Origin of the sequence: Streptomyces sp. NPDC012508, from assembly GCF_042902595.1 — a bacterium.
Classification (GTDB): Bacteria; Actinomycetota; Actinomycetes; order Streptomycetales; family Streptomycetaceae; genus Streptomyces.
Genome location: NZ_JBIBEO010000004.1, coordinates 295,798 through 321,513 on the forward strand (window position 1 = coordinate 295,798; position 25,716 = coordinate 321,513).

At 69.5% G+C, this 25,716-nt stretch carries 24 protein-coding genes and 2 tRNA genes; 22 read left to right on the forward strand and 4 right to left on the reverse strand.

Going from position 1 to position 25,716, the window contains the following annotated elements:
* Positions 1-240: 240 nt before the first annotated feature.
* The 11 genes from dnaA (at position 241) to ACFY8U_RS15645 (ending at position 14,842) form a co-directional block, all read left to right on the forward strand.
* A complete protein-coding gene (dnaA, locus tag ACFY8U_RS15595; protein WP_389570206.1) occupies positions 241-2,058 on the forward strand; it encodes a chromosomal replication initiator protein DnaA in 1,818 nt (605 codons plus the stop codon).
* A 961-nt stretch (positions 2,059-3,019) separates the two neighbouring features.
* Positions 3,020-4,150 carry a DNA polymerase III subunit beta gene (dnaN, locus tag ACFY8U_RS15600; protein ID WP_361435373.1) on the forward strand — a complete coding sequence of 377 codons (1,131 nt, stop codon included), beginning with the start codon at positions 3,020-3,022 and terminating at the stop codon, positions 4,148-4,150.
* A 109-nt stretch (positions 4,151-4,259) separates the two neighbouring features.
* Positions 4,260-5,138, forward strand: coding sequence for a phosphogluconate dehydrogenase (NAD(+)-dependent, decarboxylating) (gnd, locus tag ACFY8U_RS15605; RefSeq protein WP_389570210.1), 879 nt, complete (start codon positions 4,260-4,262; stop codon positions 5,136-5,138).
* Positions 5,139-5,194: 56 nt separating this feature from the next.
* Entirely contained in the window at positions 5,195-6,316 is a 1,122-nt protein-coding gene (recF, locus tag ACFY8U_RS15610; RefSeq protein ID WP_361435369.1) for a DNA replication/repair protein RecF, read from the forward strand.
* A gap of 4 nt (positions 6,317-6,320) precedes the next feature.
* Positions 6,321-6,878: a DciA family protein gene (locus tag ACFY8U_RS15615; RefSeq protein WP_361435367.1), complete on the forward strand. Its 558-nt coding sequence runs from the start codon at positions 6,321-6,323 to the stop codon at positions 6,876-6,878.
* 426 nt (positions 6,879-7,304) lie between these two features.
* Positions 7,305-9,353 (forward strand): DNA topoisomerase (ATP-hydrolyzing) subunit B, encoded by a 2,049-nt coding sequence (gene gyrB / locus ACFY8U_RS15620; protein ID WP_389570213.1) that lies wholly within the window; start codon positions 7,305-7,307, stop codon positions 9,351-9,353.
* A gap of 41 nt (positions 9,354-9,394) precedes the next feature.
* On the forward strand, positions 9,395-11,995 hold the full coding sequence (gene gyrA / locus ACFY8U_RS15625) for a DNA gyrase subunit A (RefSeq protein ID WP_389570216.1): 2,601 nt from the start codon (positions 9,395-9,397) through the stop codon (positions 11,993-11,995).
* A 105-nt stretch (positions 11,996-12,100) separates the two neighbouring features.
* Positions 12,101-12,670: a DUF3566 domain-containing protein gene (locus ACFY8U_RS15630; RefSeq protein ID WP_389570219.1), complete on the forward strand. Its 570-nt coding sequence runs from the start codon at positions 12,101-12,103 to the stop codon at positions 12,668-12,670.
* A gap of 121 nt (positions 12,671-12,791) precedes the next feature.
* A tRNA-Ile gene (locus tag ACFY8U_RS15635) sits at positions 12,792-12,865 on the forward strand.
* 144 nt (positions 12,866-13,009) lie between these two features.
* A complete protein-coding gene (locus ACFY8U_RS15640) occupies positions 13,010-13,144 on the forward strand; it encodes a DLW-39 family protein (protein WP_003958712.1) in 135 nt (44 codons plus the stop codon).
* Between the two features lie 426 nt (positions 13,145-13,570).
* Entirely contained in the window at positions 13,571-14,842 is a 1,272-nt protein-coding gene (locus tag ACFY8U_RS15645) for a hypothetical protein (protein WP_389570922.1), read from the forward strand.
* A 161-nt stretch (positions 14,843-15,003) separates the two neighbouring features.
* Here ACFY8U_RS15645 and ACFY8U_RS15650 read toward each other — a convergent pair whose 3' ends face one another.
* Both ACFY8U_RS15650 and ACFY8U_RS15655 read right to left on the reverse strand, forming a co-directional pair.
* Positions 15,004-16,347, reverse strand: a complete 1,344-nt coding sequence (locus ACFY8U_RS15650) for a serine/threonine-protein kinase (RefSeq protein WP_389570221.1) — start codon at positions 16,345-16,347, stop codon at positions 15,004-15,006.
* Between the two features lie 55 nt (positions 16,348-16,402).
* Entirely contained in the window at positions 16,403-16,951 is a 549-nt protein-coding gene (locus tag ACFY8U_RS15655; protein WP_352187237.1) for a DNA-binding protein, read from the reverse strand.
* A 128-nt stretch (positions 16,952-17,079) separates the two neighbouring features.
* Between ACFY8U_RS15655 and ACFY8U_RS15660 the strand changes: the two genes are divergently transcribed.
* From ACFY8U_RS15660 to ACFY8U_RS15670, 3 genes are all read left to right on the forward strand, one after another.
* Positions 17,080-17,152, forward strand: a tRNA-Ala gene (locus ACFY8U_RS15660).
* 117 nt (positions 17,153-17,269) lie between these two features.
* Positions 17,270-17,605: a hypothetical protein gene (locus ACFY8U_RS15665; protein ID WP_389570224.1), complete on the forward strand. Its 336-nt coding sequence runs from the start codon at positions 17,270-17,272 to the stop codon at positions 17,603-17,605.
* Between the two features lie 159 nt (positions 17,606-17,764).
* Positions 17,765-18,139, forward strand: a complete 375-nt coding sequence (locus ACFY8U_RS15670; protein ID WP_389570226.1) for a DUF6344 domain-containing protein — start codon at positions 17,765-17,767, stop codon at positions 18,137-18,139.
* A 143-nt stretch (positions 18,140-18,282) separates the two neighbouring features.
* Here the strand turns inward: ACFY8U_RS15670 and ACFY8U_RS15675 are convergent, their stop codons facing one another.
* Entirely contained in the window at positions 18,283-19,041 is a 759-nt protein-coding gene (locus ACFY8U_RS15675) for a DUF5324 family protein (protein ID WP_389570229.1), read from the reverse strand.
* A gap of 168 nt (positions 19,042-19,209) precedes the next feature.
* Between ACFY8U_RS15675 and ACFY8U_RS15680 the strand changes: the two genes are divergently transcribed.
* The gene (locus tag ACFY8U_RS15680; RefSeq protein WP_389570232.1) at positions 19,210-19,737 is read left to right on the forward strand and encodes a peptidylprolyl isomerase; all 528 of its coding nucleotides are present in this window, start codon (positions 19,210-19,212) and stop codon (positions 19,735-19,737) included.
* Between the two features lie 165 nt (positions 19,738-19,902).
* Positions 19,903-20,769 (forward strand): rhomboid family intramembrane serine protease, encoded by an 867-nt coding sequence (locus ACFY8U_RS15685; protein WP_389570235.1) that lies wholly within the window; start codon positions 19,903-19,905, stop codon positions 20,767-20,769.
* Between the two features lie 285 nt (positions 20,770-21,054).
* Here ACFY8U_RS15685 and crgA read toward each other — a convergent pair whose 3' ends face one another.
* Complete coding sequence (gene crgA, locus ACFY8U_RS15690; protein WP_137988265.1) at positions 21,055-21,309, reverse strand: cell division protein CrgA; 255 nt, start codon at positions 21,307-21,309, stop codon at positions 21,055-21,057.
* 151 nt (positions 21,310-21,460) lie between these two features.
* Between crgA and ACFY8U_RS15695 the strand changes: the two genes are divergently transcribed.
* The 6 genes from ACFY8U_RS15695 to ACFY8U_RS15720 are packed head-to-tail and all read left to right on the forward strand — an operon-like array spanning position 21,461 to position 25,660.
* On the forward strand, positions 21,461-22,228 hold the full coding sequence (locus tag ACFY8U_RS15695; RefSeq protein ID WP_361754784.1) for a DUF881 domain-containing protein: 768 nt from the start codon (positions 21,461-21,463) through the stop codon (positions 22,226-22,228).
* 19 nt (positions 22,229-22,247) lie between these two features.
* A complete protein-coding gene (locus ACFY8U_RS15700; protein WP_389570238.1) occupies positions 22,248-22,943 on the forward strand; it encodes a class E sortase in 696 nt (231 codons plus the stop codon).
* Positions 22,944-22,998: 55 nt separating this feature from the next.
* Complete coding sequence (locus ACFY8U_RS15705) at positions 22,999-23,169, forward strand: hypothetical protein (protein ID WP_361600656.1); 171 nt, start codon at positions 22,999-23,001, stop codon at positions 23,167-23,169.
* Positions 23,166-23,804 carry an aminodeoxychorismate/anthranilate synthase component II gene (locus ACFY8U_RS15710; RefSeq protein ID WP_389570241.1) on the forward strand — a complete coding sequence of 213 codons (639 nt, stop codon included), beginning with the start codon at positions 23,166-23,168 and terminating at the stop codon, positions 23,802-23,804. The genes ACFY8U_RS15705 and ACFY8U_RS15710 overlap by 4 nt, the downstream gene beginning before the upstream one ends.
* Positions 23,801-24,940 carry a class E sortase gene (locus tag ACFY8U_RS15715; protein WP_389570243.1) on the forward strand — a complete coding sequence of 380 codons (1,140 nt, stop codon included), beginning with the start codon at positions 23,801-23,803 and terminating at the stop codon, positions 24,938-24,940. The genes ACFY8U_RS15710 and ACFY8U_RS15715 overlap by 4 nt, the downstream gene beginning before the upstream one ends.
* Positions 24,941-24,985: 45 nt before the next feature.
* Positions 24,986-25,660 carry a class E sortase gene (locus ACFY8U_RS15720; RefSeq protein WP_389570246.1) on the forward strand — a complete coding sequence of 225 codons (675 nt, stop codon included), beginning with the start codon at positions 24,986-24,988 and terminating at the stop codon, positions 25,658-25,660.
* Positions 25,661-25,716: the final 56 nt, after the last annotated feature.

Genomic DNA, 25,716 nt, shown 5'->3' on the forward strand with positions numbered 1-25,716 from the left:
AGCCATCGACAACTCGACCTGGTTACGGTACGCGCGGCTACGCCATCCGGTCAAACCGGCCGATCACCGGGGTCCATTGTGCACAGGCTGTGGACAACAACTTGAACCAGGTCATCCGCCGCGACTACCGTGGCTGGACTCCTAAATCTTTTTTCCGTTCTGTCCTTACCTGTCCTGACGGACATCGACCTACCGTCCCGAGAACCACACATTCGTGGGACCAACGAGGAAGCGTGCCCTGTGGCTGACGTACCTGCCGATCTTGCCGCAGTGTGGCCACGCGTGCTCGAGCACCTCCTCGGAGAAGGCCAACAGGGCATCGAGCCCAAGGACAAACAATGGATCGAGCGGTGCCAGCCGCTCGCGCTGGTCGCCGACACGGCACTCCTCGCCGTCCCCAACGAATGGGGCAAGCGCGTCCTCGAAGGACGCCTCGCCCCACTCATCAGCGAGACCCTCAGCCGTGAGTGCGGCCGCCCGATCCGGATCGCGATCACCGTCGACGACTCCGTCGGCGAGCCGACCCCGCTCGCGCCCCCGGTCCAGCAGCAGCAGCCCCGCTACGACGAGCGGCCGCCGGCGGAGACGTACGAGAAGTACGACGGCTACGGTCACCGGCCCCTGCCGGACGACGGCCTGCCCACCGCACGCCCCGCCTATCCGGACTACCAGCAGCAGCGTCCCGACCCGGGCTCCTGGCCGCGCACCCAGGAGGACCTCTCCTGGCAGCAGCAGCGCCTCGGCTCCTTCCAGGAACGCGACCCGTACACCGGCCCGCGCCCGCAGCAGCCCCAGCAGCCCCGGTACGACGAGCGGCCGTCCGCCTACGACCAGCCGCAGCGACCGGAGCGGGCCGAGCTGCCCGACACGCCTCGGCCCGGATCCGGTCACGGTCCGCGCCCCGGTGGTCCCGGTGGACCCGGTCCCGGTGGACATGGCGGCCCCGGTGGACACGGAGGCCACGGGGGAGGAAACACCGGTGCGGGCTCCGGACAGGGCTCCGGCCCCGGCGCCCCGGGCGAGCAGCACGCGCGCCTGAACCCCAAGTACCTCTTCGACACCTTCGTCATCGGTTCCTCGAACCGGTTCGCCCACGCCGCCGCCGTCGCGGTGGCCGAGGCGCCGGCGAAGGCGTACAACCCGCTCTTCATCTACGGGGAGTCGGGCCTCGGCAAGACCCACCTGCTCCACGCGATCGGGCACTACGCGCGCAGCCTCTACCCCGGCACGCGCGTGCGGTACGTGAGCTCCGAGGAGTTCACCAACGAGTTCATCAACTCGATCCGCGACGGCAAGGGCGACACCTTCCGCAAGCGCTACCGCGACGTGGACATCCTTCTCGTCGACGACATCCAGTTCCTCGCGAGCAAGGAGTCGACGCAGGAGGAGTTCTTCCACACCTTCAACACCCTCCACAACGCGAACAAGCAGATCGTTCTCTCCTCGGACCGGCCGCCCAAGCAGCTGATGACCCTGGAGGACCGGCTCCGCAACCGCTTCGAGTGGGGTCTGACCACCGACGTACAGCCGCCGGAGCTGGAGACGCGGATCGCGATCCTCCGCAAGAAGGCGGTGCAGGAGCAGCTCAACGCCCCGCCGGAGGTACTGGAGTTCATCGCCTCCCGCATCTCACGGAACATCCGTGAGCTGGAGGGCGCGCTGATCCGTGTCACGGCCTTCGCGAGCCTCAACCGGCAGCCGGTGGACCTGGGGCTGACCGAGATCGTCCTCAAGGACCTGATCCCCGGCGGCGAGGACTCGGCGCCCGAGATCACGGCCGGCGCGATCATGGCGGCCACGGCCGACTACTTCGGCCTCACGGTCGAGGACCTCTGCGGATCCTCCCGCAGCCGCGTCCTGGTGACGGCCCGGCAGATCGCCATGTACCTGTGCCGCGAGCTCACCGACCTGTCGCTGCCGAAGATCGGCGCGCAGTTCGGCGGCCGCGACCACACGACCGTGATGCACGCGGACCGGAAGATCCGCGCGCTGATGGCCGAGCGCCGCTCGATCTACAACCAGGTCACCGAGCTCACCAACCGCATCAAGAACGGCTGAGAGAGCCGCTCCACACCGTCGAAGGGCGCTCCGGGACACCTCCCGGGGCGCCCTTCCGCATGCTCCGGGGCGGTCCTCCGAGCGGCTCCGGCGCGGACCTCCAAGCGGCTCCGGAGCGGTTATCCGCGCGCTCAGGACGGTCCTCCGAGCGCTCCGGAGCCGTCGTCCGTGAGCTCTGAGACGGTCCTCAGCGCGCTCCGGGGCGGTCTTCGACGCTGTCCACACGCCTGTGCGCGGGCCGGGCTGTTCGATTTCGAAGGTGCGGTAGCGCGTTCTCCACAGATTGCGGGATGATCTTCCGTCCACAGGGTGGGGACTCCGGAGTTATCCGGATCCTCTCCACAGGCCGCGTGGGCCGGCGATCAAGATCCCAGGTCAGAGGGGTGTGGATTTGTTGGCAACCTTGATCCACAGGTTGTGGACGAATCTTTCGTCCACAGGAGGTCTTGTGGGTTGTCCACTGGCAACCCACAGGGGTGGGTCTGTTGCCCACAAGTTCTCCACACCCCTGTCCACTGTTCGGCAACGAAACGCCCGGCGTCACCGCGTCGAGTGAAAGCGGTCACACCAAGGGGGACGGTTGGGCTGTGGGGAACGTGGGTAAAGCTGGGGACAGCGCTGGGGAGAAGTCCCCGTGGCCTGTGTACCGGGTGTGCAGAACTTTCGGGCGTCCACAGAGAACCCCTGTTGTCCACCGGTGCCACCCACAGGGGCAGTGGACAAAAAACCGGGGTTGACCTGCACATATGGCGTTATCCACGGTTTCCACAGGCCCTACTACTACTCCCACCTAGAGTTAGCCCGGAATCCGCTTCGAAGTGGGGCCTGTGCACAACTCGAGCCCGGAGCCTTCTCGACCTCTTGTCGCGACTTGACCCCGAGCCGCACCGAGTGTCGGCGGCGTACGTCAGACTGGTTCCCGCAGTCGACGAAGAGCCAGCAACAGCAGGAGGCGGTTCCGGTGAAGATCCGGGTGGAGCGCGATGTACTCGCGGAGGCGGTGGCCTGGGTGGCCCGTAGCCTTCCGGCCCGTCCGCCGGCGCCCGTACTCGCGGGCCTTCTGCTGAAGGCCGAGGACGGCGCGCTGAGCTTCTCCAGCTTCGACTACGAGGTCTCGGCCCGTGTCTCCGTCGAGGCGGAGATCGAGGAGGACGGCACCGTTCTGGTCTCCGGCCGCCTGCTCGCCGACATCTGCCGCGCCCTCCCCAACCGCCCCGTCGAGATTTCCACAGACGGTGTACGGGCGACCGTGGTCTGCGGCTCCTCCCGCTTCACTCTCCACACACTCCCTGTGGAGGAGTACCCGGCGCTGCCGGAGATGCCCACCGCGACCGGCACCGTGCCCGGTGAGGTCTTCGCCTCCGCCGCCGCCCAGGTCGCCATCGCCGCCGGCCGCGACGACACGCTGCCGGTGCTCACCGGTGTGCGCATCGAGATCGAGGGCGACACGGTCACCCTGGCCTCCACCGACCGCTACCGCTTCGCGGTCCGCGAGTTCCTGTGGAAGCCGGAGTCCCCCGACGCCTCCGCGGTCGCCCTGGTGCCCGCGAAGACCCTCCTGGACACCGCCAAGGCGCTGACCAGCGGCGACACCGTCACCCTGGCGCTCTCGGGCTCCGGCAAGGGCGAGGGCCTGATCGGCTTCGAGGGCGCCGGCCGCCGCACCACCACCCGGCTGCTCGAGGGCGACCTGCCGAAGTACCGGACGCTCTTCCCCACCGAGTTCAACTCGATCGCCGTGATCGAGACCGCGCCGTTCGTCGAGGCCGTCAAGCGTGTGGCCCTGGTGGCCGAGCGCAACACCCCGGTGCGGCTCAGCTTCGAGCAGGGCGTGCTCATCCTGGAGGCCGGCTCCAGCGACGACGCACAGGCTGTGGAGCGTGTGGACGCGCAGTTGGACGGCGACGACATCTCGATCGCCTTCAACCCGACGTTCCTGCTGGACGGCCTGAGCGCGATCGACTCCCCGGTCGCCCAGCTCTCCTTCACGACGTCCACCAAGCCCGCGCTGCTGAGCGGCAAGCCGGCCGTCGACGCGGAGGCGGACGAGGCCTACAAGTACCTGATCATGCCGGTGCGGCTCAGCGGCTGAGTGTGCTCGGGTGGCCGTCGACTGAGCGGCTGACCCCACAGGTGTGCACAGGGGTCCGGGCGTAGGCTCGGACCCGGGTACACCGCACACGACGCTTAAGGAATCTCTGATGGAGCTCGGTCTCGTCGGTCTCGGCAAGATGGGCGGCAACATGCGTGAGCGCATCCGCCGCGCAGGCCACACCGTCATCGGATACGACCGCAACCCGGACCTCGCCGATGTCCACAGCCTGGAAGAGCTTGTGGGCAAGTTGAAGGGTCCGCGGGTCGTGTGGGTCATGGTCCCGGCCGGTGCCGCGACCCAGTCCACCGTCGACGAGCTGGCGAACCTGCTCTCCCCCGGCGACATCGTGGTGGACGGCGGCAACTCCCGCTGGACCGACGACGAGAAGCACGCCGAGGAGCTCGCCGCCAAGGGCATCGGCTTCGTCGACTGCGGCGTCTCCGGCGGAGTGTGGGGCCTGGAGAACGGCTACGCGCTGATGTACGGCGGCGACGCCGAGCACGTGGCGCGGGTCCAGCCGATCTTCGACGCGCTGAAGCCCGAGGGCGAGTTCGGCGCGGTCCACGCGGGCAAGGTCGGTGCGGGCCACTTCGCGAAGATGGTCCACAACGGCATCGAGTACGCGATGATGCAGGCGTACGCCGAGGGCTGGGAGCTCCTGGAGAAGGTCGACTCCGTCACCGACGTGCGCGAGGTCTTCCGCTCGTGGCAGGAGGGCACGGTCATCCGTTCCTGGCTGCTCGACCTGGCCGTGAACGCGCTGGACGAGGACGAGCACCTGGACCAGCTCCGCGGTTTCGCACAGGACTCCGGCGAGGGCCGCTGGACCGTGGAAGCCGCCATCGACAACGCGGTGCCGCTGCCGGCGATCACCGCCTCGCTGTTCGCGCGGTTCGCCTCGCGTCAGGACGACTCCCCGCAGATGAAGATGATCGCCGCGCTGCGCAACCAGTTCGGTGGCCACGCGGTCGAGTCCAAGAAGTAGTCCACAGGCTGTGCACCTCCCGGTGTACAGCAGCCGGGGGAAGGTCGGCGCACACCATGCACGTCACGCATCTGTCGCTGGCCGACTTTCGCTCCTACGCCCGGGTCGAGGTCCCGCTCGACCCGGGCGTCACCGCTTTCGTGGGGGCCAACGGCCAGGGCAAGACCAACCTGGTCGAGGCCGTCGGCTATCTCGCCACGCTCGGCAGCCATCGCGTCGCCTCGGACGCACCGCTCGTACGGATGGGAGCGGACCGGGCGATCATCCGCGCCGCGGTCACCCAGGGCGAGCGCTCCCAGCTGGTCGAGCTCGAACTCAACCCGGGCCGCGCCAACCGTGCCCGTATCAACAGGTCCTCGCAGGTCAGGCCCCGCGACGTCCTGGGGATCGTACGGACCGTGCTGTTCGCACCGGAGGATCTGGCCCTGGTCAAGGGCGACCCCGGAGAGCGCCGGCGCTTCCTCGACGAACTGATCACGGCGCGCTCGCCGCGTATGGCGGGCGTGCGCTCCGACTACGACCGGGTCCTCAAGCAGCGCAACACCCTGCTGAAGTCCGCGGCCATGGCCCGGCGGCACGGTGGTCGTGGCATGGACCTGTCGACGCTGGACGTCTGGGACCAGCATCTGGCGAGGGCGGGGGCCGAGCTGCTCGCGCAGCGGCTGGATCTGATCGGGGTGCTGCAGCCGCTGGCCGACAAGGCGTACGAGCAGCTGGCGCCCGGCGGCGGACCGATCCTGCTGGAGTACAGGCCGTCCGCTCCGGGCCCCGGCCACACCCGCGAAGAGCTCTACGAGCAGGTGATCGCCGCGCTCGCGGAGGTCCGCAAGCAGGAGATCGAGCGGGGCGTGACGCTGGTCGGCCCGCACCGTGACGAGCTGCTGCTCAAGCTGGGCGACCTGCCGGCGAAGGGGTACGCGAGTCACGGGGAGTCCTGGTCGTACGCGCTGGCGCTGCGGCTCGCCTCGTACGACCTGCTGCGGGCGGAGGGCAACGAGCCGGTACTGGTCCTCGACGACGTCTTCGCCGAGCTGGACGCGCGGCGCCGGGAGCGGCTCGCGGAGCTGGTGGCCCCGGGCGAGCAGGTGCTGGTGACGGCGGCGGTGGACGACGACGTGCCGGGGGTGCTCGCGGGGGTCCGGTACGGGGTTGAGGGGGGTTCGGTGGAGAGGCTGTGAGCTCGTGAGCGAGAACGAGGCCGCCGGCCAGGACGGCGCCGCCCCCAAGACGCCCGAACCCTCGGGCGTGGACCTGGCCCGGGTGGCGCTGCGCGCCGCCAAGGAGCAGGCGAAGGCGCGGGGCGCGGCGGCCCAGCAGAAGAAGCAGGCGCGGCGGGGCGGAGGGCTCCGTTCGGGCGCGCACGCCGATGGGCGGGACCCGGTCGGACTGGGCGCCGCGATCAACCGGCTCATCACCGAGCGAGGCTGGGAGGCACCGGCGGCGGTGGGCGGGGTCATGGGGCGCTGGCCGCAGATCGTGGGCGAGGACCTGGCGAAACACTGTGAGCCGCTGAAGTACGACGAGGACCCCGAGGAGCGGGTGCTCACCGTCCAGTGCGACTCGACGGCGTGGGCGACGCAGCTGAGGCTGCTGGCGCCACGGTTGGTGGCGCGGCTGAACGAGGACCTGGGGCACGGGACGGTGCGTGTGATCAAGGTCTTGGGGCCCGGGGGCCCGCGCAAGGGGTACGGACCGCTTCGGGCGCCCGGGTCCGTCGGGCCGGGGGACACGTACGGCTAGAGCGCCGAACGGGACAGGTACGCGTGGTGCGGGGGCACTCGGCTGCGGGCTCCAGCGAAGGCGCCGGGCGCCGGTCCTCTGCGTGGTGCCCACGCTCCCCCAGGACTCCGTCCGGGGAACCCCCAGCCTGTGGACGATCGCCGACAACGAGGGGCGGGTGGGTGTGGACCCCCCACCCACGACGGTCGCCGTGGCGATGCCCACGCCGCGCTACGACTCGAAGCGCTGGGTGGCCGTCAGAGCCCTTTGGAGCCCCTCCCCGGATATGGGGAGTCGTCTCGCTCCCGCTCAGGGCGGCACATGCGGACTCAGGTACCGGCAAACCCCCATTCGTGTCGGCGCTACCGGTAGACTGGTCGGTAAACCCGCCACCCCGCGGAACAAGTCGAACGACGCAGCCGCTCCCGTATGCCCGGAGAACGGCCTGTGCTGTGCCAGAAAGGGCGCTTCGTGGCCGATTCCGGCAACCCCAACGAGAACATTCCGTCCGCCAACGCTGCGTCGTACGACGCCAGCGCGATCACCGTCCTCGAGGGTCTGGACGCGGTCCGCAAGCGACCCGGCATGTACATCGGGTCCACCGGTGAGCGCGGACTGCACCACATGGTGCAGGAGGTCGTCGACAACTCCGTCGACGAGGCCCTGGCCGGCCACGCGGACACCATCGACGTGACGATCCTGGCCGACGGCGGCGTCCGCGTCGTCGACAACGGCCGCGGCATCCCCGTCGGCATCGTCCCTTCCGAGGGCAAGCCGGCCGTCGAGGTCGTGCTCACGGTCCTCCACGCGGGCGGCAAGTTCGGCGGCGGCGGCTACGCGGTCTCCGGCGGTCTGCACGGCGTCGGCGTCTCCGTCGTCAACGCCCTCTCCACCAAGGTCTCGGTGGAGATCAAGACCGACGGCCACCGCTGGACGCAGGACTACAAGATGGGCGTCCCGACCGCGCCCCTCGCGCAGCACGAGGAGACCGACGAGACCGGCACCTCGGTCACGTTCTGGTCCGACCCGGACATCTTCGAGACGACCGAGTACTCCTTCGAGACGCTCTCGCGCCGCTTCCAGGAGATGGCGTTCCTCAACAAGGGCCTCACCATCGCCCTCACCGACGAGCGCGAGTCCGCGAAGGCGACCGTCGGCGCCGACGACCCGGATGCCGAGGCGGCCGCCGAGCCCACCGCGCGCACGGTGAAGTACCACTACGAGGGCGGCATCGTCGACTTCGTGAAGTACCTCAACTCGCGCAAGGGCGAGCTGATCCACCCGACCGTCATCGACGTCGAGGCCGAAGACAAGGAGCGCACGCTCTCGGTCGAGATCGCGATGCAGTGGAACTCGCAGTACAGCGAGGGTGTGTACTCCTTCGCGAACACGATCCACACGCATGAGGGCGGTACGCACGAGGAGGGCTTCCGGGCCGCGCTGACGGGCCTGGTGAACCGCTACGCGCGGGACAAGAAGCTGCTGCGTGAGAAGGACGACAACCTCACGGGTGAGGACATCCGCGAGGGTCTGACGGCGATCATCTCGATCAAACTGGGCGAGCCGCAGTTCGAGGGCCAGACGAAGACGAAGCTGGGCAACACGGAGGCCAAGACCTTCGTTCAGAAGATCGTCCACGAGCACCTCAACGACTGGTTCGACCGCAACCCGGTCGAGGCCGCGGACATCATCCGCAAGTCGATCCAGGCGGCCACCGCGCGCGTGGCGGCCCGCAAGGCGCGCGACCTGACCCGCCGCAAGGGCCTGCTGGAGTCGGCGTCCCTCCCGGGCAAGCTGAGCGACTGCCAGTCGAACGACCCCACCAAGTGCGAGATCTTCATCGTCGAGGGTGACTCCGCCGGCGGCTCGGCCAAGTCCGGCCGTAACCCGATGTACCAGGCCATCCTGCCGATCCGCGGCAAGATCCTGAACGTCGAGAAGGCGCGGATCGACAAGATCCTGCAGAACACCGAGGTCCAGGCGCTGATCTCGGCCTTCGGCACCGGAGTCCACGAGGACTTCGACATCGAGAAGCTCCGCTATCACAAGATCATTCTGATGGCGGACGCCGACGTCGACGGCCAGCACATCAACACCCTGCTGCTGACCTTCCTCTTCCGCTTCATGCGTCCGCTGGTCGAGGCCGGTCACGTCTACCTCTCCCGTCCGCCGCTCTACAAGATCAAGTGGGGCCGGGACGACTTCGAGTACGCGTACTCGGACCGTGAGCGCGACGCGCTGGTCGAGCTGGGCAAGCGGAACGGCAAGCGGATCAAGGAAGACTCGATCCAGCGCTTCAAGGGTCTGGGCGAGATGAACGCCGAGGAGCTGCGCGTCACCACCATGGACCAGGACCACCGTGTCCTCGGCCAGGTGACCCTGGACGACGCGGCCCAGGCGGACGACCTGTTCTCGGTGCTGATGGGTGAGGACGTCGAGGCCCGGCGTTCGTTCATCCAGCGCAACGCCAAGGACGTTCGCTTCCTCGACATCTGAGTCGGTCTCAGCTGACCGTACGAAAGGACTGACGACCAGCAATGGCCGACGAGAACCCCCCTGTGACCACTGAAGAAGAAGAGCCGGTGCTGCGCATCGAGCCCGTCGGGCTCGAGACCGAGATGCAGCGCTCGTACCTCGACTACGCGATGTCCGTCATCGTGTCGCGTGCGCTGCCCGACGTCCGGGACGGCCTCAAGCCCGTGCACCGGCGCGTGCTCTACGCGATGTACGACGGCGGCTACCGGCCCGAGAAGGGCTTCTACAAGTGCGCCCGCGTCGTCGGCGACGTCATGGGTACGTACCACCCGCACGGCGACTCCTCCATCTACGACGCGCTCGTCCGCCTCGCCCAGCCCTGGTCGATGCGGCTGCCGCTGGTGGACTCCAACGGCAACTTCGGTTCCCCGGGCAACGACCCGGCCGCCGCCATGCGGTACACCGAGTGCAAGATGATGCCCCTGGCCATGGAGATGCTCCGGGACATCGACGAGGAGACCGTCGACTTCCAGGACAACTACGACGGCCGTAACCAGGAGCCGACGGTCCTGCCGGCGCGCTTCCCGAACCTGCTCGTCAACGGCTCGGCCGGTATCGCGGTCGGTATGGCTACCAACATCCCGCCGCACAACCTGCGCGAGGTCGCGGCCGGTGCCCAGTGGGCGCTGGAGCACCCGGAGGCCACGCACGAGGAGCTGCTCGACGCGCTCATCGAGCGGATCAAGGGCCCGGACTTCCCGACCGGCGCGCTGGTCGTGGGCCGCAAGGGCATCGAGGAGGCGTACCGCACCGGCCGTGGCTCGATCACGATGCGCGCGGTCGTCGAGGTCGAGGAGATCCAGAACCGCCAGTGCCTGGTGGTCACGGAGCTTCCGTACCAGACCAACCCGGACAACCTCGCGCAGAAGATCGCCGACCTCGTGAAGGACGGCAAGATCGGCGGCATCGCCGACGTCCGCGACGAGACCTCGTCCCGTACCGGCCAGCGCCTCGTCATCGTGCTCAAGCGCGACGCCGTCGCCAAGGTCGTCCTCAACAACCTGTACAAGCACACCGATCTGCAGACGAACTTCGGCGCGAACATGCTGGCGCTCGTCGACGGTGTGCCGCGCACGCTTTCGCTGGACGCGTTCATCCGCCACTGGGTGACGCACCAGATCGAGGTCATCGTGCGCCGGACCCGCTTCCGGCTGCGCAAGGCCGAGGAGCGCGCCCACATCCTGCGCGGTCTGCTCAAGGCGCTGGACGCGATCGACGAGGTCATCGCGCTCATCCGGCGCAGCGACACGGTCGAGGTCGCGCGCGAGGGCCTGATGGGCCTGCTGCAGATCGACGAGATCCAGGCCAACGCCATCCTCGAGATGCAGCTGCGCCGGCTCGCCGCCCTGGAGCGCCAGAAGATCGTCGCCGAGCACGACGAGCTCCAGGCGAAGATCAACGAGTACAACGCGATCCTCGCCTCCGAGGAGCGTCAGCGGCAGATCGTCAGCGAGGAGCTGGCGCTGCTCGTCGAGAAGTTCGGCGACGACCGCCGCTCCAAGCTCGTGCCCTTCGACGGTGACATGTCCATCGAGGACCTGATCGCCGAGGAGGACATCGTCGTCACCATCACGCGTGGCGGCTATGTGAAGCGGACGAAGACCGAGGACTACCGCTCGCAGAAGCGCGGCGGCAAGGGCGTCCGCGGCACGAAGCTGAAGCAGGACGACATCGTCGACCACTTCTTCGTGTCCACGACCCACCACTGGCTGCTGTTCTTCACCAACAAGGGCCGGGTCTACCGGGCGAAGGCGTACGAGCTTCCCGACGCCGGCCGGGACGCGCGCGGCCAGCACGTCGCCAACCTGCTGGCCTTCCAGCCGGACGAGCAGATCGCCGAGATCCTGGCGATCCGCGACTACGAGGCCGCGCCGTACCTGGTGCTCGCCACGAAGGCCGGTCTGGTGAAGAAGACCGCGCTGAAGGACTACGACTCGCCGCGTTCCGGCGGTGTCATCGCGATCAACCTCCGCGAGGCGGAGGACGGCAGCGACGACGAGCTGATCGGCGCCGAGCTGGTCTCGGCGGAGGACGATCTGCTGCTCATCAGCAAGAAGGCGCAGTCGATCCGGTTCACCGCGACGGACGACGCGCTGCGTCCGATGGGACGGGCCACGTCCGGCGTCAAGGGCATGAGTTTCCGCGAGGGCGACGAGCTGCTCTCGATGAATGTCGTCCGGCCCGGTACGTTCGTCTTCACCGCCACCGACGGTGGGTACGCGAAGCGGACGAACGTCGACGAATACCGCGTCCAGGGTCGCGGTGGCCTCGGTATCAAGGCCGCCAAGATCGTGGAGGACCGTGGTTCGCTCGTGGGCGCGCTGGTGGTCGAGGAGACGGATGAGATCCTCGCCATCACGCTGTCCGGCGGTGTGATTCGTACGCGAGTCAACGAAGTCAGGGAGACCGGCCGTGACACCATGGGCGTCCAGCTGATCAACCTGGGGAAGCGGGATGCCGTCGTGGGTATCGCGCGGAACGCCGAGGCGGGCAGCGAGGCCGAAGAGGTCGAAGCTGCCGCGGACGGCGAAGGCGTCGAGGCCGCGACCGCGGTCGAGGCAGCCGAGGGCACCGAGCCCTCGGCCGGGGAGCACGAGGAGTAGAGCGTGAGTGGAGCCACGGGCGCCGGTTCGGCGGCTGCCGGAGCTTCTGCTGGTGCTGGAGCGAACGCTGCCCGTGGCTCCGCCACGGACTCCCAGGGGGTTGCGGTGACGGACACCCGAGGGCAGGGGCCCTCGTACGAGACGTACAACGGGCCGCTGCCCGGCGAGCGCGCCGGCGCGCAGCAGCCGAGCGGGCCCTACCACCCGCCGCAGGCGTACGGCGCTCAGGCGCCGGCCGCGGCCGCGGGTGGTCAGAACACCGGCGCGGTGCGCCGTCCGCGTACGGGGGCGCGCACCACGCCCCGTACGCGCAAGGCGCGGCTGCGGGTGGCCAAGGCCGACCCGTGGTCGGTGATGAAGGTGAGCTTCCTGCTCTCCATCGCGCTGGGCATCTGCACGATCGTGGCCGCGTCGGTGCTGTGGATGGTCATGGACGCCATGGGCGTCTTCTCGACCGTCGGCGGCACGATCAGTGAGGCGACGGGCTCGAACGAGTCCAACGGCTTCGATCTGCAGTCGTTCCTGTCGCTGCCGCGGGTGCTGATGTTCACCTCGGTGATCGCCGTGATCGACGTGGTCCTGATGACCGCGCTGGCGACGCTGGGCGCGTTCATCTACAACCTGTCGGCCGGTTTCGTGGGCGGCGTGGAGCTGACGCTGGCCGAGGACGAATGAGCTGCGTGGGGGCCTGAAGCCGTGCTCATCAGGGGCTCCGCCCCGGGCGATTTTGGGACTGGCCCCCACGTGCGCTAATCTTCAGGAGTCAGCGCGCGGGACACACACCGCAGAGCGCGGCGGGGCTATAGCTCAGTTGGTTAGAGCGCATCCCTGATAAGGATGAGGCCACAGGTTCAAATCCTGTTAGCCCCACAGTATTGATCGGCCCGGACGGTTCACCCGTTCGGGCCGATTGCTTTCGTGCGACGGGCCCGGGCCAGGTCACCGATCGGTATCGGTCGGTGTGTAGAGTGGGCGTCAGAAGTCTCCTACGTCAACGAAAGACGAGGTCGCGCGGTGAAGAAGCTTCTCCTGGTCGCACTGGCCGCCATCGGCGGGCTCCTCGTGTACCGCCAGATCCAGGCGGATCGCGCCGAGCAGGATCTGTGGACGGAGGCGACCGACTCCGTGCCCGCAGGTTCGGGTGTCTGAGTCGCACATTGTCTGAGGGCGAAGCCCCGGCCGCGTTCGAGCGGCCGGGGCTTCGCGCTGTTCCTGGACCGTGGCGCCGGACCTCTTGAGTTCACCTCAGCAAATCGCTACGTTGCTGGAGCAAAGTCGCGGGTGTGCGCAGACAGCGGAGTGACGCGCGGGGCAGGATGGTCCGTCATTGGGCCGCCCTGGCGGGCGGCGGAGTCGTCGTACTGATCGCGGGGGCGGTGTTCTCGTGAGGCGGCTACGGGGCGGGACAGCGACGGACACGAGGAGAGGCGCGTGAAGACGCAGCGCGTGACGCAGCGCGTGGAGACGTGGCGCGTGGAGACGCGGCGCTTGGGGACGTGGCGCTTGGGGACGTGGGGTGGCACGACGCGGGCGGCCGGGTGCCTGGTCGCCGCGGCGGTGTTCACGGCGGCGGCAATGCCGGCGGGGGCGGCGTGGGCGGCCGACGGGAGCCCGTACGGCTTCGACAGCGGGGCCACGCCGATCAAGGGTGCCGCCACCAGCCTGGACGCCCGGCAGTTGAAGGCCGGTCAGAGCTACCGGGACAGCATCAAGAAGGACGGCAAGCTCTACTACCGGGTCGACCTCGACGACAAGCAGAACGCTTACGTGTCGGTGGTCGCCGTGCCGAAGTCCGGCGGCAAGGCGGAGTACGGCGACGGCATCAAGGTCAGCCTCCAGGACGGCTCCGCCGCGCAGTGCGGCTATCAGGACTCCTCCTTCGAGTCCGCCTCGTTCACCCGGCCGATCACCGCCTACGCCCACCGCACGATCGAGGCCGACAGTTCCACCTGCCAGCAGGCGGGCGCCTACTACGTCCTGGTCGAGCGGACTTCGAAGGCCGTCTCCACGCCCGACAACTGGGATCTGGAGATCCGGTACGTCTCCGAGCCCGGCGTGAAGCAGACCGGCCCCACCGAGCTGCCCGAGAACTGGCCCTCCGCCTCGCCCCCGCCGCCCGGCGGCGGCCCGCAGAAACGCCAGGGCGGCGCGGGGTTCCACGACGCCACCTCGCTGAAGCAGGGCGAATGGCGCGCCGACATCAAGCCCGGGGAGACGCTCTTCTACCGGGTGCCCGTCGACTGGGGGCAGCAGATCTTCACCACCGCCGAGCTGGGCAGCAGCGCCACCGGCACCACCGAGTACGTCAGCAACGCGCTGGTGGTCTCGCTCGACAACCCGGCGCGCGGCCATGTCGACCAGGACACGGTCAGCTACGACGGCAAGCCGGCGACGCTTGCCATCGACCCGCACCGGCCGGTCGCCTTCGAGAACCGTTACTCCTCCAACAGCTACACCAACGCCCTGCGGTTCGCGGGCTGGTACTACCTCTCGGCCACGCTCAGCCCGGAGATCGCCAAGGCGTACGGGGACAAGCCGGTGCCGCTGACCCTGAGGGTGAGCGTGACCGGGACGGCGAAGGCGGGTCCCGCGTACGACGGGGACGCGGGGCCGTTCAAGGTGACCGCCGACGACCGGGAGGCGGCCGCCAGCGGTGCGAGCGGGCCGCAGGCGGAGAAGAGCGACAGCATGGCGCTCGTCGCGGCGGCCGGGATCGGCGCCGGGACGGTGCTGGTCGCCGGCCTGGGTGTGTGGACGCTCGCCGGGCGGCGCAGGGCCGCACGGGACGCGGCGCGGGGCGGACCGCTGGACGGTCCTCCGCAGTTCGGTCCGCCGCCGGCCTGGTAGGGCCGCCGACCGGCGGTGGGGCAGTCCGGCGGTCTGGCGGTCGGCTCGTCCGGCGGTCGGGCCGTCCGGCGGTCGGGCCGTCCGGCCGTCCGGCGGTCGGGTCCGGGGCCGTTGCCGGGGCCGTTGCCGGGCTCAGGTCACGACTCAGGTCAGGGCCGGGCTCAGGTCTGGGTCAGTGCCCAGATGCCGACGGCGAAACAGACCAGCGCGACGAACAGCACCGGGATCGCCACCTTCGGGGGCGGTCCCGGTCGCTTTGTCAGGACGGACGGCGCCGCCGGAACGGGAACCTGACCGTCGTGGGCGGTGTATTGACGAGTAGAAGGCTGAGGGAACACCGCGGCCGTCGGAGCCTGGGCGACGTCGGGCGCGACGGCGTGATGGGGGGAGGCGATGTGCGCGGAAGCGGCGACCGGGGGCTGCGTGGGGGCGGCGACCGGCTGAGGAGGCGGCGGAGGCAGGTGGAAGCTGCCCGTCTCGGAGGGGCTCGGCGGCTGCTGGGGCTGTGCCGGCGTCTGGTGCTGGGGCTGATCCTGCGGCTGTACGGGTACGGGTACGGGTACGGGTACGTGTGCGGGGGCGGGGGCGGCCGGGGCCTGGGGCGCTTGGGCCTGGCGCGCGGGGGCCTCGGGGCCGTTCGGGCCGAAGCCGGACGGCAGCGGGCCGATCTGGTCGAAGACCTCGACGGACTCCTCGTCCGGACGGGGCTCGGGCAGCATCTCGACGGCCGCGGTCAGCGCCTTCCGTACGCCCGTGGCCGTCTTGAAGCGGGCCTGCGGGTCGGGCTGGAGCAGGCCCGCGAGGACCTGCCACAGCGGCTCGGGAATGCCCTCGGGGGCTCCCGGCGTCCCGTGCGCCATGAAGTACTCGATCAGGGCGCGGGAGTCCGGCTTCTGGCCCTGGAGCAGATAGAGCGCGACCAGGCCGACCGCGAAGAGGTCGGCGGGGAAGTCCGGCTCCGCGCCCAACATCTGCTCGGGTGCGAAGTAACCGGGCGTCCCCACGACGTAGTTGGTCTCGGTGAGGCGGGGTTCGCCCTTGCGCATCGAGATGCCGAAGTCGGACAGCCGCAGATGCGGCCGCCCGGTTCCGGTCACGTCGAGCAGGATGTTCGCCGGCTTGATGTCGCGGTGCACGACCCCCTCCGCGTGCACCGCGGCCAATCCGGCGAGCAGCTGGTCCAGCAGCGTGCAGACGAAGCGCGGCGGCAGCGGCCCGTAGTCGCCGATGACGTGCGCCAGAGACCCGCCGGCCACCAGGTCCATGGTGAACAGCACCTTGTCGTCGTCGGCGGCCCAGCTGGCCGGCGCGAGGACATGGGGATGATCGATCCGGAGCGCCTGCTCGCGGACGAAGCGGAGCAGCGTATGGGCATCGCTCTGCTGGAGCACCTTGGCCGCCACATACCGACGGCGACGGTGGTCCCAGGCGCGCCAGACGGCACCGACCCCACCGCGTCCGATCGGGTCGATCAGCTCGTACCGACCAGCGAAGACCTCACCCATTGCGCTGCGCCCGCTCCCCGTTCCGGGTCCGTCCTGCCGGACCGGCTGCTCTGCGTCAGTTCTGGTGCGACTCGTAGTGCGCGACCGCGTCCGCGGTGCGCCCGGCGCCGTACACCCGGAGAAACTCTGCCAGCTCCGGGTGGGCCGGGGCGAGGGAGTCGGCGGCATCGATGATGTCGCCCGCGGCCGCGACCGAGCGGAGCAGCGACTGGATCTCGCGGACCACGCGGCGCACTGTCGGCGCACCGGAGCTGGTCGTGGTCTGGCTGGTGCCGGTGAGGACGGAGCCGCCCTGGGACTTCTTGATCTCGTCCATCCGGTCCGTGGCCTCGGCCGCGCTGACGCTGCCGTCGGCGACCAGGCCGGCGAGTTCCTGGAGGGCCTGGACGCGCTGGACGACGGCCGGGTTGCCGATCTTGGCCCGCTGGCCGCTCATCAATTGGGAGAGCATGGGCGCCGACAGCCCCAGCACAGCCGCGAGCCGGGCCTGATTGAGGCCGAGGTCGTCGATCAGCCGACGGAAGAGCGCCCCCAGCGGCTCTCCGTACCAACTGCGCTGAAGCTCGCGGGCTCTTGCCGTGGCTTCCTGCTGTACTGCGTCCATTGCTTCTCCCCATCCCTTGGTTCGCCACTGCGAACCCCGGGCAGCATCTTACGGAGCGTGGTCGTCCATAGGGAGTCCCAATCCTTTTGCGGGAAAGAGGGGGTGACCCGGTACTCTGTTCTCGTTCCGGGGCCTTAGCTCAGTTGGTAGAGCGCTGTCTTTGCATGGCAGATGTCAGGGGTTCGACTCCCCTAGGCTCCACCGGACAAGCCCCTTCGGACCGCGGCAGCGCGGTGCGGAGGGGCTTTCGTCGATTGGCGCCCGCTCTCCGGGGCCTGCAATGGACTCGCCCTGCACGCCGGCACCCGTACCGCCTACGTGTCCGTGTTCGCGCTGGACGCGGCCGGCTTCCTGATCTGCGCGCCCGTTCTGCGCGGCCTGCCGTCCGTCACCCCCGCACCCGACCCGGCCGCCGGCGAGCCGGGACTGGCGGTGCCGGGCTTCTACGGGACCGGCGTCCCCGTCGCGCGGACCCTCGGCCCGCTCCTGGTCACCGCGCTCCTCGTCACCTGGGGCGTGCCCGGCTGGCTGCTGCTCGGGGGGATCTTCCTGCTGACCGGGGCGGCCGCGAGACCCGCGGTCCGCTGGGCCGAGCGCTCCCGCGCCCATGCACCAGCCACCCACGGTGCCACGGAGCTCGCCACGGCCCACTGAGCCGTACGAGTGGTGTTCATCGGAAGAACTGCGCGGGGACGGCGTAGCTCCGGGAAATCCGGATCCGCGTCCCCATCATGAGGAAGGTACGAAAAGCGCGCAATCCGAAATGAACCATCCGAGAACATCACGAACGTAGCGTCACGAAAGTGAGGGGCCATGGCCACCGCCAAGGTCAAGCAGTTCTGGACCGCCTTCATCTCCGTACTCTTCGCCCTGCTCGCCTCCGTCGGCCTGGCGTCCACCGCCGCCGCCGCGCAGTCTCCCGCCGTCCAGCAGCCCGAGGAGCCGGCCGCCAAGAGCGCCGCGACCCCGGCCCGCGCCACCGCCGCCGTACCGGCAGAGAGGTCGGTGCATCAGTGGCCCACGACGGTCCGCGAGCGCTCCCTGCCGCCCACGATCAAGCAGCGCATCGGCGCCGAGGCGCACAACTCCTCGCCCTCCGTACGCCACCTGCGCGCCGGTTCCCCGGTCGAGACCACGCTCGCGGACCAGGCGGAGCTGTCGGGCCTGGCGCTCGCCACGGCGGCGTAGGGCGTGGGGAGTCGACGTACTCCTCCCCACGCCCTACGAGCCCAGGTTCCACGAGCCCAGGTTCCACGAGCCCAGGCCTCACGAGCCCAGGCCCTACGAGCCCAGGCCCTACGAGCCGGCCGGAACGCGGAGGCAGTCCACGGTCAGCGACGCTCGTCGCCATCCGTGTCCGCATCGGCATCGGCGCCCGCCTCGGCCTCCTTGGCCTCCACCTCGGGATCGAGAGCCCCACTGCCGTCGACGGACGACAGCGGCGACGTCCGGGACGACGGTTCCGGAACATCCTCATCGACCTCGGTAGGAGCGGGCGGTTCGACCAGCCAGTCCGGGTTGGCCTGCTTGTCCCACCACTTCCACGCAAAGAACACACCGGCGGTCACCACGCCGAGGACAGCGAGTCCCTTGGCGAGACGTCCGGCCCTGGCCCGACGCTCGTGCTTCCGCACGATCTTCTCGATCTCCCTCGGTGTCACCTGACCGCGCAGCGCGGCCCAGGCGGCCACCGAACGTGAACCGGCCTCGTCCAGAACGGGACCGGTGGCGGCGACCGCTTGCCCGACACGCGGCACCGTGTAGTCAGCCGCCTGACGGGCGGCCTTGCGGGTCACCACCGCGGCACGTTGCGCGGCGTCGTCGACCCGCGGCGGTACATGCGGTGCGACATGGCATTCGTACTGCACACGAGCTTGCTTGCGGGCCTGCTGAGCGGCCTGCGAGACCTTCGGCGCGAGCCGGACGCGTGCCTCCTGCGCATAGCGCGCGGCCTGCTCCTTGGCCGTGCCGGCGTACTGAGCGGCTTGCTCCTTGGCCGTGCCGGCGTAAGGCGCCACCACTTCCGCGGCGTGCAGCACGCTGTCCTTGGCCGAATCGGTCGCGGCGCGCACGCTGTCCATCCGGGTCACGGGATCCTCCTACTCGGTGGCGGTGTCGGTATTTCGCCTTTCCACCCTTTTCGAAATCATGCCTGCCGGAACGCGGTCCGGCATGCGGGGCTGGCATCCGGGGCATACCCACGACGCTTCCGTGCAAGGATGCGATGCGCGTCAGTGGAGACTTACGGAAGGCGGACCGTGGCCGAGCAGCTCTACGCCACTCTCAGGACCAGCCAGGGCGACATCGAGATTCGGCTGCTGCCGAACCACGCCCCGAAGACGGTCAGGAACTTCACCGAACTCGCCCAGGGCGAGCGGGAGTGGACGCATCCGGCCACCGGCACGGTCGCCGCGGACCGGTTGTACGACGGGACCGTCTTCCACCGCGTCATCGAGGGCTTCATGATCCAGGGCGGGGACCCGCTGGGGAACGGCACGGGCGGGCCGGGGTACGAGTTCGCCGACGAGTTCCACCCCGAGCTCTTCTTCGACCGCCCCTATCTGCTGGCCATGGCCAACGCGGGCCCGGGCACGAACGGCTCGCAGTTCTTCATCACGGTCGGCGCCACGACCTGGCTGAACCGCAAGCACACGATCTTCGGCGAGGTCGTCGGCGCGGCCGGCAAGAAGGTCGTCGACGCGATCGCCGCCGTCCCGGTCAACCCGAACACCAAGCGGCCGCTCGACGACGTGGTCCTGGAGTCGGTCGTCATCGAGACCCGCTGACCGGTCACCCCGCCCGGCCTCCGCAGAGGCCCGGGCCGCCCCCGTCCGGCCTCCGCGCCGACCGGGTCGCCCGCGCCCGCCGACAGGGAACCTTTCCGCCCCGCCCGTCCGTATCAGGAAGGCGGGGCGCAGCCTCGCCGCCCCATCTCCTCGGGAAGGATCTCCATGGAGCCGCAGTCCGGCCTGCCGCGCTGTTACCGCCATCCGGACGTCGAGACAGGCATCCGCTGCACCCGCTGCGACAAGCCGATCTGCCCGCAGTGCATGGTCTCCGCGTCCGTCGGCTTCCAGTGCCCGGACTGTGTACGGAACGGCTCCGGCACGGGCCACGCGCCCGACGCCAATCAGCCCCGGACGCTCGCCGGCGGCCGCGTGGCATCGGACGGCCGGCTGATCACCAAGATCCTCATCGCGATCAACCTCGCCCTCTTCATCGCCGTCCAGGTGGTCGGCGACCGGCTCGTGGACGAGCTGTCGCTGATCGGCTACGCCTTCAGCCCGCCGCTCGCCGAGGTCGTGGGCGTCGCGGACGGCGAGTGGTACCGGCTGCTGACCTCGGCCGTCCTCCACCAGGAGATCCCGCACTTCCTCTTCAACATGCTGGGACTCTGGGTCATCGGCGGCATCGTCGAACCCGAGCTCGGCAGGGTCCGCTACGCCGCGCTCTGTCTGCTTTCCGGCCTCTCCGGTTCCGCGCTCGCCTATCTGCTGGCCGCGCCGAACCAGCCCTCGCTCGGTGCCTCGGGCGTCGTCTTCGGACTGATCGGCGCCTGGGCCGTGCTCACCCGCCGCCAGCGGTACGACATGCGGCCGGTGGCCCTCTTCGTCGCCCTGTCGCTGCTCCTGACCTTCACCCGGCCCGGGATCTCCTGGGAGGCGCACATCGGCGGCCTCGTCGGCGGCGCCCTGGTGACCTACGGCCTACTGCACGCGCCGCGGGCGCGGCGGAACCTCGTGCAGTACGGAGCCTGTGGGCTGGTGCTCCTGATCGACCTGGGGATGGTCCTCGCCCGATCGTCAGCGCTCACCTGAGCGCAGAGGGCTGTGGACGAGCTACTCCGCAAAGCTTTCCCCAGAGTTATCCACAGCGCGTGGCGAGCTGTGTGCATCTCGTGGAGAACGACCGCGCCCCCCGCTCCTGAGCTGGGCTTTTCCAGCTGGAGCGGGGGGCGGGGCGGATCCTGGGCCATCGTGCCGCAGTCACACCGGCGTCAACCGAGCCGATGGTTATCCACAGATCTTCGTAAGTTATCCAGTGCTGTGCACAACGCTGTGGATAAGTTCAGGGCAAGGCTTGACGGGCAAGCCGGGAGCCCGCTACTTCCACTGCGTGGAGACGCCGAACCCGGCCGCGATGAAGCCGAAGCCCACCACGATGTTCCAGTTGTTGATGGACTTCACCGGCAGCGTGCCGTCGGTGACGTAGAAGACGACGATCCACACGAGCCCGATCAGGAACAGCGCCAGCATCACCGGTGCCACCCAGCTGCGATTGGTCAGCTTGATGTTGGTGGCCTGCTTGGCGGGCGGGGGCGTGAAGTCGGCCTTCTTGCGGATACGTGACTTCGGCACGAGGGACTCTCCTGTCGATGCGCTGCGTGACCGCGCAGGGAACTGTGGCTGGCGCCGGGGCGGGACGGCTGGGTGACGTAGGAGGACCACTGCGTCCCCCGGGCGTCCGTTAGCGTAGTGGTTCCACGGCACCGAAGGGGATCAGGGTACGTTGAGCAATTCTGCCGACTCTTCCCCCGGGCCGGGCCGACCCACCAGGTGGCGCCCCGTCCGGCTGCTGACGGCTGCCGTTTTCGCCCTGGCCGGTCTGATCTTCGTGACCAGTTTCAACACTGCCAAGGGTACGAACATCCGGACGGACGCGTCGCTGCTGCGGCTCTCCGACCTGATCGAGGAGCGCAGCCACAAGAACGCCGGCCTCGACGAGTCCACCGCCGCCCTGCGCGGTCAGGTCGACGCCCTCGCGGCCCGCGACGACGGCTCCACGAGCGCCGAGGACGCGAAACTCCGCGCCCTCGAAGCGGCCGCCGGGACCAGCGAGACGTCCGGGGCGGGCCTGACGGTCACCCTGAACGACGCCCCGCCGAACGCCCAGGCGGCCCCCGGCTACCCCGAGCCGCAGGCCAACGACCTCGTCATCCACCAGCAGGACCTCCAGGCCGTCGTGAACGCGCTCTGGCAGGGCGGGGCCCAGGGCATCAAGGTCATGGACCAGCGGCTCATCTCCACCAGCGCCGTGCGCTGCGTCGGCAACACCCTCATCCTCCAGGGCCGGGTCTACTCACCCCCGTACAAGATCACCGCCGTGGGTGACCGGGGGAAGCTGACCAAGGCGCTCGCCGATTCGCCCGCCGTCCAGAACTACCAGCTGTACGTGAAGGCCTACGGGCTCGGCTGGAAAGTGGACGAGCACAAGGCGGTGACTCTTCCCGGCTACTCCGGCACAGTGGATCTCCACTACGCGAAGCCTGTGAGCTGACTGCGGGGAGGCCCGGCCGGTGGCGGTGCGACTGATCGTCAGGACGTTCAGCGAGCTGTGCATCACCGCCGGGACCGTGATCGTCCTCTTCGTCGTGTACGTCCTCCACTGGACCGGCGTCCAGGCGGAGAGCGCGACGGCCGGGCAGATCGCGACCCTGGAGCGGGAGTGGGTCGAGCGGCCCGTTCCCGGCGCCGCCCCGTCCGCACCGCCGTCCCCGAAGCCGTACACGACCGGCCGGGGCATCGCCGTCATGTACATCCCCCGGCTCGGCGAGGGCTGGGAGTGGCCCGTCCTCGAGGGCACGTCCGCCGCCGTCCTGAAGAAGGGCCTCGGCCACTACGCCGCCACCGCCCGCCTCGGCGAGACCGGCAACTTCTCCGTGGCGGGCCACCGGCGCACGTACGGAGATCCGTTCAAGGACTTCCCCCGGCTGCGGCCGGGTGACGCGGTCGTCCTCACCGACGGCACGACCTGGTTCACCTACCGGATCGCGACGAAGCCGTACCGGACCGTCCCCACCGACGTCGGCGTGATCGACCCCGTGCCCCGCCCGCTGCGGAAGAACGCGGCCGCCTTCGACGGCCCCGGCCGCTATCTGACGCTCACCACCTGCGAGCCGGAGTGGGGCAGCAGCCACCGGCTGATCGCCTGGGCGCACCTCGACGCCACCCGGCCTGTGACGCAGGGCAAGCCACCGGCTTTGGCGGGCTGACCCCTCACGGCTCCTTCGCCCCGTACTCTGGTGCCCGTAACGAACGGAAGGGGCAGTGGACGTCATGTACGGCTGGATCTGGCGGCATCTGCCGGGCAACGCGTGGGTCCGGGGCATCATCTCGCTCGTGCTCGTCCTGGGGGTCGTCTACGCCCTCTTCCAGTACGTGTTCCCCTGGGCGGAGCCGCTGCTTCCGTTCAACGATGTGACGGTGGACGGCCAGTGAGCGCGCGGATTCTCGTCGTCGACAACTACGACAGCTTCGTCTTCAACCTCGTCCAGTACCTCTACCAGCTCGGCGCCGAGTGCGAAGTGCTGCGCAACGACGAGGTCGAGCTGAGCCACGCCCAGGACGGCTTCGACGGCGTCCTGCTCTCGCCCGGGCCCGGCGCGCCCGAACAGGCCGGAGTCTGCATCGACATGGTGCGCCACTGCGCCGCGAACGGCGTGCCCGTCTTCGGCGTCTGCCTGGGCATGCAGTCGATGGCCGTGGCGTACGGCGGAATCGTCGACCGCGCCCCCGAACTGCTGCACGGCAAGACCTCGCTCGTCACACACGAGGGCAAGGGCGTGTTCGCGGGCCTGCCGTCGCCGTTCACGGCGACGCGCTACCACTCGCTGGCCGCCGAGCCCGCGACGGTGCCGGCGGAGCTCGAGGTCACCGCGCGGACGGAGGACGGCATCATCATGGGGCTCCGCCACCGTGATCTCGCCGTCGAGGGCGTGCAGTTCCACCCCGAGTCGGTGCTCACCGAGCACGGCCACCTGATGCTCGCCAACTGGCTGGAGCAGTGCGGCGACAAGGGGGCGATCGGCAGGTCGGCGGGGCTCGCGCCGGTGGTGGGCAAGGCCGTCGCGTGACGGCGGGGTCGCCGTGGTTCCGGGCGACGAACCTGCCGGAACCGGAACCGGGGGCGATACCGGAGGAGACGCCGTACGCGACGGCGCACCCGGATCCGTACGGTGCGTACGCGCACCAGTTCGGGCCGATACCGGAAGCCGTGACCGAGGCGCCGCAGCCGACGTCGCAACCGCCGTTCGAGTCACAGCTGGAGCCTCAGGACGTGCCGTATCAACCCCACGAGGCGGCCCAGGAAGGCCCGTACGAGCCCTCGGAGGCGCCGTACGAGCCTCGGGACGAGACGATGGCCCTGAGGGCCGTGGAGACGGCTGTGGCGCCTCCGGGCCCCGGCAGGGCGGAGCGTCGGCGCGCCGCCAAGGGCAGGGGGAAGGGCCGCCGGGGCGCACCACCCGCCGCACCCGCCTCCGAGGCACCCGCCGCACCGCTGTCCCGCGTCGAGGCCAGGCGCGCGGCCAAGGCGGCGAAGGACAGTGTCGGTGTCGTCGCGAGCCGTCTGGTGGGCGAACTGTTCATCACCTTCGGCGTGGTGATGCTGCTCTTCGTCACCTACCAGCTGTGGTGGACGAACGTGCGGGCCGGGCAGCAGGCGAACCAGGCCAAGGGGCAGATAGAGGACTCCTGGTCCCAGGGGCGGGCGCCGGGCGCGTTCGAGCCGGGACAGGGCTTCGCGATCATGTACATCCCCAAGCTGGACGTGGTCGTCCCCGTCGCCGAGGGCATCGACAAGCCCAAGGTCCTGGACCGGGGCATGGTGGGCCACTACAGCGAGGGCAGCCTGAAGACGGCGATGCCGGGCGACAAGGAAGGCAACTTCGCGGTGGCCGGGCACCGCAACACGCACGGCGAACCGTTCCGGTACATCAACCAGTTGCAGCCCGGGGACCCGATCGTCGTCGAGACCCAGGACGCGTACTACACGTACGAGATGGCGAGCATCCTGCCGCAGACCGCGCCGTCGAACGTGTCGGTGATCGACCCCGTGCCGAAGCAGTCGGGCTTCAAGGAGCCGGGACGGTACATCACGCTGACGACGTGCACGCCCGAATTCACCAGTACGTACCGCATGATCGTGTGGGGCAAGATGGTCGAGGAACGCCCGCGCAGCAAGGGAAAGCCGGACGCGCTCGTAGGCTGAGACCCTACGGATCCACGACCCCACACTTCAGGACGGGACGACGCAGTGGCACGTGCGCGCAACCGGATCGCCGGATTCATCAGTCTCTTCGGCGAACTCCTCATCACCGCGGGCCTGGTGCTCGGTCTCTTCGTCGTCTACTCGCTGTGGTGGACCAACGTCCTGGCCGACCGCGCCGCCGACAAGGACGGCGACCAGGTCCGCGACAACTGGGCGTCGGGGCCCGGCGCCCTGGACACCAAGGACGGCATCGGCTTCCTGCACGTCCCGGCGATGGGCGGGGACGAGATACTCGTCAAGAAGGGCACCGACAGCAAGACGCTGAACAACGGCGTCGCCGGCTACTACACGGACCCGGTCAAGTCGGCACTCCCGCAGGACAAGCAGGGCAACTTCACGCTGGCGGCGCACCGGGACGGCCACGGGGCGAAGTTCCACAACATCCACAAGCTGAAGACCGGCGACCCGATCGTCTTCGAGTCGAAGGACACGTGGTACGTCTACAAGGTCTACAAGTCACTGCCGGAGACGACGAAGTACAACGTGGACGTCCTTCAGCAGGTCCCGAAGGAATCGGGCAAGTCGAAGCCGGGCCGCTACATCACGCTGACGACGTGCACCCCGATGTACACCTCGGACTTCCGGTACATCGTGTGGGGCGAACTGGTCCGGACCGAGAAGGTCGACGCGGCCCGGACGCCCCCGGCGGAGCTCGGCTGACACCTGTACGGGAAAGGCCCCGGCATCCTCGTGGATGCCGGGGCCTTTCCCGTTCG

What these genes read in the sequence shown, in the direction of transcription:
- gnd (WP_389570210.1), top strand. Translation starts at nt 4,260, where the DNA reads ATGGAGCTCGGTCTCGTCGGTCTCGGCAAGATGGGCGGCAACATGCGT.
- recF (WP_361435369.1), top strand. Translation starts at nt 5,195, where the DNA reads ATGCACGTCACGCATCTGTCGCTGGCCGACTTTCGCTCCTACGCCCGG.
- gyrA (WP_389570216.1), top strand. Translation starts at nt 9,395, where the DNA reads ATGGCCGACGAGAACCCCCCTGTGACCACTGAAGAAGAAGAGCCGGTG.
- ACFY8U_RS15645 (WP_389570922.1), top strand. Translation starts at nt 13,571, where the DNA reads ATGCCGGCGGGGGCGGCGTGGGCGGCCGACGGGAGCCCGTACGGCTTC.
- ACFY8U_RS15650 (WP_389570221.1), bottom strand. Translation starts at nt 16,347, where the DNA reads ATGGGTGAGGTCTTCGCTGGTCGGTACGAGCTGATCGACCCGATCGGA.
- ACFY8U_RS15655 (WP_352187237.1), bottom strand. Translation starts at nt 16,951, where the DNA reads ATGGACGCAGTACAGCAGGAAGCCACGGCAAGAGCCCGCGAGCTTCAG.
- ACFY8U_RS15670 (WP_389570226.1), top strand. Translation starts at nt 17,765, where the DNA reads ATGGCCACCGCCAAGGTCAAGCAGTTCTGGACCGCCTTCATCTCCGTA.
- ACFY8U_RS15685 (WP_389570235.1), top strand. Translation starts at nt 19,903, where the DNA reads ATGGAGCCGCAGTCCGGCCTGCCGCGCTGTTACCGCCATCCGGACGTC.